Source organism: Fluviicola sp. (assembly GCF_030151805.1).
Lineage (GTDB): Bacteria > Bacteroidota > Bacteroidia > Flavobacteriales_D > Crocinitomicaceae > Fluviicola.
In genome coordinates, this window is record NZ_JASLCN010000479.1 from 1 (window position 1) to 7,862 (window position 7,862).

General features: G+C 42.1%; 6 protein-coding genes and 1 pseudogene. 5 read left to right on the forward strand and 2 right to left on the reverse strand.

Translation table 11 applies throughout. The features are described from left to right. Positions 1 to 719 (forward strand): annotated as a pseudogene (locus Q1V93_RS18185) (hypothetical protein); the annotation flags it as partial. Positions 720 to 758: 39 nt separating this feature from the next. Next, the gene (locus Q1V93_RS18190; protein WP_300666636.1) at positions 759 to 2,567 is read left to right on the forward strand and encodes a cbb3-type cytochrome c oxidase subunit I; all 1,809 of its coding nucleotides are present in this window, start codon (positions 759 to 761) and stop codon (positions 2,565 to 2,567) included. An 88-nt stretch (positions 2,568 to 2,655) separates the two neighbouring features. On the opposite strand, the gene Q1V93_RS18195 is transcribed toward Q1V93_RS18190, so the two are convergent. Beyond that, on the reverse strand, positions 2,656 to 3,063 hold the full coding sequence (locus Q1V93_RS18195) for a GxxExxY protein (RefSeq protein WP_300666638.1): 408 nt from the start codon (positions 3,061 to 3,063) through the stop codon (positions 2,656 to 2,658). A gap of 124 nt (positions 3,064 to 3,187) precedes the next feature. On the opposite strand from Q1V93_RS18195, the gene ruvB reads away from it, so the two are divergent. After that, positions 3,188 to 4,210, forward strand: coding sequence for a Holliday junction branch migration DNA helicase RuvB (gene ruvB, locus Q1V93_RS18200; protein WP_300666640.1), 1,023 nt, complete (start codon positions 3,188 to 3,190; stop codon positions 4,208 to 4,210). A 243-nt stretch (positions 4,211 to 4,453) separates the two neighbouring features. Here the strand turns inward: ruvB and Q1V93_RS18205 are convergent, their stop codons facing one another. Then, positions 4,454 to 5,242: a hypothetical protein gene (locus Q1V93_RS18205; RefSeq protein WP_300666642.1), complete on the reverse strand. Its 789-nt coding sequence runs from the start codon at positions 5,240 to 5,242 to the stop codon at positions 4,454 to 4,456. Between the two features lie 214 nt (positions 5,243 to 5,456). Here Q1V93_RS18205 and queG point away from each other — a divergent pair, with 214 nt between their 5' ends. Then, on the forward strand, positions 5,457 to 6,395 hold the full coding sequence (gene queG / locus Q1V93_RS18210) for a tRNA epoxyqueuosine(34) reductase QueG (RefSeq protein WP_300666644.1): 939 nt from the start codon (positions 5,457 to 5,459) through the stop codon (positions 6,393 to 6,395). Positions 6,396 to 6,588: 193 nt separating this feature from the next. Then, positions 6,589 to 7,862, forward strand: a 1,274-nt coding sequence (locus tag Q1V93_RS18215) for a DUF1800 family protein (RefSeq protein WP_300666646.1), incomplete at its 3' end; no start/stop codon positions are given.

Genomic DNA, 7,862 nt, shown 5'->3' on the forward strand with positions numbered 1-7,862 from the left:
GTTATTTTGATTACAAATTGACAAATGAGAATAACCCATTGGCTTTGTTGACCACAAAAACCATTCAGGATGCTATCGACAGTATGGAAAACAGTTCAACTGGAATCCGTGCGTTGGAAATGAAATTGAACGACCCGAAATTGATGTTTGCTCCGGAAGACCATGCTTTGATGGTGAAAGATTTAGGAGCGAAAGAGCGTTTGGTTCGTATGCTATACCAATTGAAAGCGCGTCACAACAGTGCTTTGGATGCACGTGCGATGGATGATATCGTTTTCAATGCAAGTGATACCTTGTACTTATGTAAAGATCAGGATTACGAATTCAACTTCCGTTCGAAAGATGTGATTCACTCTGCATTCTTCCCTCACTTCCGTGCTCAAATGAATACGGTTCCGGGGCAAACAACAAGATTCAAGTTTACACCTTCTATCACAACTGAAGAGATGCGCGGTAAAATGAACAATCCAAAGTTCAACTACGTATTGATGTGTAACAAAATCTGTGGTTCGTCACATTACAAAATGAAGTTGATGGTTGTGGTATTGGATAAGCCGGCTTACAAGAAGTGGTATGCGAAAGTTTCCAAATTGGATCCGAAAGCAGCTGATTTGTGTAAGACATTTAAAAATGTTTATCCGGTTGGAAAACCAAAAGCGGCAGCTCCGGCTGATTCAACAGGAGTAGCAGCTGATACAATTCCAGCTCCAGTATTATAATTAGTTAATTAAGTTAAAAACAGCATAATAAATAAAATCATGGCAGCTCACGAAGCACACGCACATCACGACGCTCATGGACATCAACACCATGACGAAGGTTTTATTTCTAAATACATTTTTAGTCAGGACCATAAAATGATTGGAAAGCAGTTCCTTTTGACTGCTGTATTTATGGGAGTGGTGGCAATGTTATTGTCTATCTTATTCCGTATTCAATTGGCCTGGCCTGGTGAACCTTCCGACTTCTTGTCATTTTTCTTAGGTGAAACATGGGCTCCGGGAGGAGTAATGAAAGAGAGTATGTATTTAGGATTGGTAACAATTCACGGTACAATCATGGTATTCTTCTTATTAACAGGTGGATTATCCGGAACTTTCTCAAACTTACTTATTCCGTTGCAAATTGGTGCACGTGATATGGCTTCTGGTTTGTTGAACATGTTGTCATACTGGATGTTCCTGATCTCATCGTTGATCATGTTGTGTTCTTTGTTCATTGAAACAGGGCCGGCATCTTCAGGATGGACAGTTTATCCTCCGTTGTCTGCGTTGCCGCAAGCTATTGAAGGTTCAGGATTAGGGATGACTATGTGGTTGATCTCAATGACGATCTTCATCGCATCTTCTTTGTTGGGTTCATTGAATTATATCGTTACGATCTTTAACTTGCGTACAAAGGGAATGAAGATGACACGTATGCCATTGACCATTTGGGCGTTCTTCATTACTGCAATCTTAGGGGTACTTTCTTTCCCGGTATTATTGTCTGCAGCCTTGTTGTTGATGATGGACCGTTTGGCTGGAACGTCATTCTACCTTTCTGATATCATTGTTGGATCTGAAATGTTAGAAAATCACGGTGGTTCTCCATTGTTGTACCAACATTTATTCTGGTTCTTAGGTCACCCGGAGGTATACATCGTATTGTTGCCTGCTTTGGGTCTGACCTCCGAAGTCATTTCGACCAACTCGCGTAAGCCGATCTTCGGTTACCGTGCGATGATTGGTTCTATCCTTGCAATCGGTTTCTTATCGTTTATCGTTTGGGGTCACCACATGTTCGTGACAGGAATGAATCCGTTCATTGGTTCCGTATTCGTATTTACAACCTTGTTGATTGCAATTCCTTCAGCTGTAAAAGTATTTAACTACATTACAACAATCTGGAGAGGATCTAACATCTACACGCCTGCCATGTTGTTCTCAGTAGGATTGGTTTCTACGTTCATCACAGGTGGTGTAACAGGTATTATCCTGGCGGATTCAGCGTTGGATATCGCAGTTCACGATACATACTTCGTTGTTGCCCACTTCCACATTGTAATGGGTATGTCAGCAGTATTCGGAATGTTTGCCGGAGTTTACCACTGGTTCCCTAAAATGTACGGTCGTATGTTGAACACACGTTTGGGATACGCTCACTTCTGGGTGACTATCGTTGGAGCTTACGGAGTATTCTTCCCGATGCACTTCGTTGGGTTGGCCGGAGCACCAAGACGTTATTACGATTACTCAGTAGTTGGAGAATACGATTCGCCGACACATGATATGATTATGGATTTGAACGTGATTATCACGGTGTTTGCAATCATTGCAGCATTCGGACAGTTGATTTTCTTGTTCAACTTCTTCTACAGTATTTATCGTGGTCCGAAAGCGGTTCAAAACCCTTGGAGATCGAATACATTAGAGTGGACAACTCCTGTTGAGCATGTTCACGGAAACTGGCCTGGTGCAATTCCTGAAGTTCACCGTTGGCCGTATGATTACTCTAAGCCAGGCGCTGAGGAAGACTTCATTCCGCAAATTGTTCCTTTGGCAGCAGGAGAAGAAGGAGATCATTAAATCTCTGATAGATGAAATTGGAAATCCTCATTCGGCAACGAGTGGGGATTTTTGTTTTTACCACATAGGTACATAGGACACATAGTTTTTATTCTTGCAGTTCCCGATATAGTGAATTAACGAGTGTCTTCTGTCCTTCACGGAAAATATTTGTACAATTAAAATTGATGAGAACCCCTTTGGGTGAGTCTAACAGTTTCATATAGGTTAATAACTGAGCTTCAAATATTGGTTCAATAGATTTTGCAGCTTTCAATTCTACAACAACGGAATCTGCCACATATAAATCACAACGTAATACTGTTTCTAACCTTTGTTGATCATAAACAACTGGAACTACCATTTCGGTCCTAAAAGGAATATTTCGATTTGCCAACTCAATTTTCATACATTCGTGATAAATGCTTTCCAGTAAACCCGGTCCCAATTGATGGTGTACTTCTATGGCAGCACCAATGATATCATAAGTCAGTTGATTCAAGTAAGATTTTGTCATAATGATTGGAATAATGGTTTGTATATTTAATATAATAAAAATTGACAATATATCATCTATGTGCCTTATGTACCTATGTGGTTCACAAAGGTGACTGCTTATTTTGTATTTTTGTATTTGGTATATGGAAGAAGAATCGTTCGATTACAGATCAGAAGTCTCTAATCCTGAAAAGGAATATGATAAAGTATTGCGCCCGAAATTATTGAACGATTTCGCGGGGCAGCCACAGGTTGTTGAAAACCTGGAGATCTTTGTCAAAGCGGCAGTTCAGCGGAATGAGCCTTTGGATCATGTGTTGCTTCATGGCCCTCCGGGACTTGGAAAGACAACTCTTGCCAATATCATCGCCAATGAATTGAATGTTGGTTTTAAAGTAACGAGTGGCCCTGTTTTGGATAAACCGGGAGATCTTGCCGGACTTTTAACCAATCTAAGCAAAGGAGATGTGCTTTTCATTGATGAGATTCATCGTTTGAGTCCGGTTGTGGAAGAATATCTCTACTCCGCGATGGAAGATTACTGCATCGACATTTTAATTGATTCAGGAGCCAATGCACGCACGGTTCAGATCAGTTTGAATCCATTCACCCTGATTGGTGCTACAACGCGCTCAGGATTGCTTACAGCGCCTCTGAGAGCCCGTTTCGGGATTAATTCAAGGTTGGAATATTATAACATTGAAACCCTGGCATCAATTATCGAACGCTCTGCCGAGTTATTGGACATTCCGATTCAGGAACAGGCATCCTACGAAATCTCGCGCAGAAGCAGGGGAACTCCCCGGATTGCAAACTCCATTTTGAGAAGAGTCCGCGATTTTGCCCAGGTAAAAGGAGACGGAACCATTACCCTGGCGATCACACAACACGCGCTCGATGCATTGAATGTCGATAAATACGGATTAGACGAAATGGATAACCGCATTTTGAAAGCAATCATCGATAAGTTTAAAGGCGGACCTGTAGGCTTAACAACCATCGCTACGGCGATCGGGGAGAATGCCGGTACTTTGGAAGAAGTGTATGAACCGTTTTTAATCCAGGAAGGATTTTTGATGCGGACTCCGCGCGGTCGGAAAGCAACTGAAAAAGCGTTTAAGCATTTAGGCTTCGAAATGGGGTGGCAGCAAGGTGGATTATTTTAGATAAATCCTGTGCGAGAATTCAGATGATATTTTAAATTTCCTACTGATTGAACAAATGACCGCGGAGCAGAGCGATGAAGAGTTTTTGATCATCTGCGTCCTCTGCGGGAGAATAACGTATACGTTATTTGACGTTGGTGTCTTCTTGTTTCGGTACTTATATTTTAGGAAGTGTTTAAATCAATAAAAATCAAAAGGTCGGAGTTTACCCCGACCTTTTTTAGTGAACTAAATGAAAATCTTCTATAAATATTGATTAGCGACCAGCCATTTTACAATCCGTTCCAATACCAGTTGATTGCGGTCAATAGCAGAAGCACTGAATTTTACATTGTCAGCAGACGCGATTGGGACCACACGCTTTGAATTGTCTTTCATGGTATGCATCTCACAATTTTGCGCATTATTGCCCCCTGTAAATGTTGCTTTCGCAATCACCACACCTGAAGGCAATCTGAATTCATACGTGTCGTTACCCGTACTTTTAACACTGACATCTTTAAAGCTTCCGATAATTTTAGAATCTTGCTCGATGTTTTTGTCCTCTTTCAGGTTAATAGGCCAGCTTTTGTTACGTCCCACCGTGGTGTAATCCATCGCAATTTTCGGAGCTTTTCCTTTTTTAGCAATGAATTCCTGCACTTTTTTCTCGTCCAGACCACCATCGGCGAAAATGCCGCTTTTCCCCAGAAGTTTGGCAAAGGACTTTTCAGTTCCCATTTTGGACACCGTGAAAATACCGATCTGATTAGCTGTTAAAAAAGTAATCCGGTAAAAATGATCCATATTGTTGTTGGGATCTTGTTCAAATTCACCGGCGTATGCAGCGATGATGAGTTTCTCTCCACTCATGGAACTAACTTCAAACGTACTGGTAAGCCCCAGATTTTCAGTATCTTTGATCTTGGTAATTTTTGCTGCTTCAACACCATCGATGGTTAAAAGCCCATCCACGTAAGTGTATTCGGACTTTTGAGCCAATAAAGAGAATGCACCGAATAATGGAAGCATGAATAAAGCGAGTTTTTTCATATGTAATTTTTTTTGTTTGGGATAACTACACTTAATCAGGCAAAGTGTTCAGTAAATATACAGAAACAATTTAGTGTCAATGATTTAATTCGTTGAAAGGAATATCCCGATAAAGAGACCCGATCAACGTAAATCGGATGTTGCAGTTTTTAAAACTCAATCGGTATGACTAATTTTACAATACCGTTTCCAATAAGAGGATTTGTTTTAAAACATGCAGAAGGACCAGATCAAACAACTGATTCGTACAAAAGCTGAAAACATCGGCTTTCTTTCAGTTGGATTTTCCAAAGCAGATTTTCTGGCTTCCGAAGAACCGCGACTGGTTAATTGGCTGAAAGCAGAAAAACAAGGGAAAATGTCCTACATGGAAAATCATTTTGACCTGCGTTTGGACCCCCGGAAATTGGTTCCCGGCGCAAAAACAGTCATTTCATTGGCATACAATTATTTCCCGGATTCCACCCAGCGAAAAGATACCTTCCAAATTTCCAAATACGCCTACGGAAAGGATTACCACGATGTGGTGAAAGCTAAATTGAGATTATTGGTTTCCGAACTTCAACATGAAATCGGAGATATCGAAGGAAGAGTTTTCGTAGACAGCGCACCGATTCTCGAAAAAACCTGGGCCGAAAGAAGCGGAGTAGGCTGGTTGGGAAAAAACGGAAACCTGATTCAGCCCAAAGCAGGTTCGTTTTTCTTTTTGGCGGAAATTATCTGTGATCTGGAACTGGAACCTGACGAACCGATTAAAGATTACTGCGGTTCCTGTACGCGTTGCATTGATGCATGCCCGACGGATGCAATTGAAGCTCCTTACATTGTCAATGGCTCGAAATGTATTTCCTACGCGACCATTGAATTGAGAGATGCGGATCTGCCTGAATTGTTTCGCGGCAATATGAACAACTGGGTTTACGGTTGTGATATCTGCCAGGATGTGTGCCCGTGGAACCGCTTTTCAAAACCACACAACGAAACGGACTTTCAGGCAAAGGAGGAAATCCTGTCTTTTTCCAAAGAAGATTGGCTGGATCTCGATGAATTGACGTTTCAATCGGTATTCAAAGGAAGTGCAGTGAAGCGGACAAAATTTTCCGGTTTGAAGCGCAACATTGCCTTTGTGGATCAGTGGAAGGTTTTGACGTGAAATCCGACTCAAAATCGTTAGAAATAGCATCATCGGTTGCGAACAGCCCTTGGTGTGAGTGGGTTTCCCCGTGATTTTTTAACCGGAATGTTGCTCAGACACCGCTATAAATTCAACCGTTACCTGCGATTACACATTCCGTTTCCCGAATTCAAATAATTTATCTAAATTCCTCCAGCTAAAACGTACTATTATGATTCCTGAAGAAAACGTACAGGAGCCCATTTCATTGAGTTTAACTCCTTATACCGGAGTATGGACAAAAGCTGAAGCAGCGCATTTATTGAGAAGAACCATGTTTGGTCCTACGCTAACTCAGATCACACAGGCTGTAAGCAATGGAATGAACGCAACTGTTGCTCAATTGCTGACTTTGCCGAGTGTTTCGCCCCCGCTGGCATTTCATGCCGATGAAGCAGTTACACCGGTTGGTGCTACCTGGGTGAATGATGTATATCCTGCAAGTAATCCCGGACCTACAAATAACGCCCGGCTTTATTCCCTTGGAGCCTGGTTCATACAGCGAATCAATCAGCCGCACGTAAGTATTCAGGAGAAAATGTGTTTGTTCTGGGGAAATCACTTTGGTGTGGATGGAACCAACGAAGCAAAAGCCGTTTACGGAATGCATGAAAAATACCGCCTGAATTGTTTGGGGAATTTCAAGCAGCTGGTGAAGGACATGACAACCGATCCGATGATGCTGCTTTTCCTCAATGGTGCTACAAACAACCTGTATTCACCGAATGAAAATTATGCCCGCGAATTGCTGGAGTTGTTTACGGTCGGAAAAGGAACACAGGTTGGTCCCGGTGATTATTCCAATTACACGGAAGCAGATGTTGCTGCGGGAGCAAAAATCCTGACAGGATGGACGGTGTTGGATTTATATAGTTCCACGGCATCACAGCCGTCGAATGTGTTCTATCCGGTGCTGCATGATACGTCGGGTAAAACATTAAGCGCTCATTTTGGTTCGGCAGTTGTGCCCGATGCCGGAAACATGGAGTACAGTAATTACATTGATATTATCTTCAGTCAGCCGGACATGGCGAAATACCTGTGTCGTAAGATTTACCGCTGGTTTGTAAATTACGATTTAACTGCAAGCGTGGAGAGTACCGTGATCTCTGATATGGCTGCCACATTGACCTCAAACAATTTTGAAGTGCTTCCGGTGATTGACCAATTATTGAAAAGTCAGCACTTCTACGACATTTCACTGCGTGGTGCGATCATCAAGAATCCGCTGGAAATCTTGTTTTCGATGCTGAATGCTTCAGGTTCAACCCCCAATTATACAGTTCCTGTGAATTACGAAATTTACCTGAACCTGTACTACTTCGCACAGGTAATGGGAATGGAATACCTGCGTGCGCCAAGTGTTGGAGGTTGGACAGCTTATTATCAAACCCCAGCTTTCTCCCGTTTGTGGGCGAATTCCAGTTTGTTGAAGCTGCGTTTCGA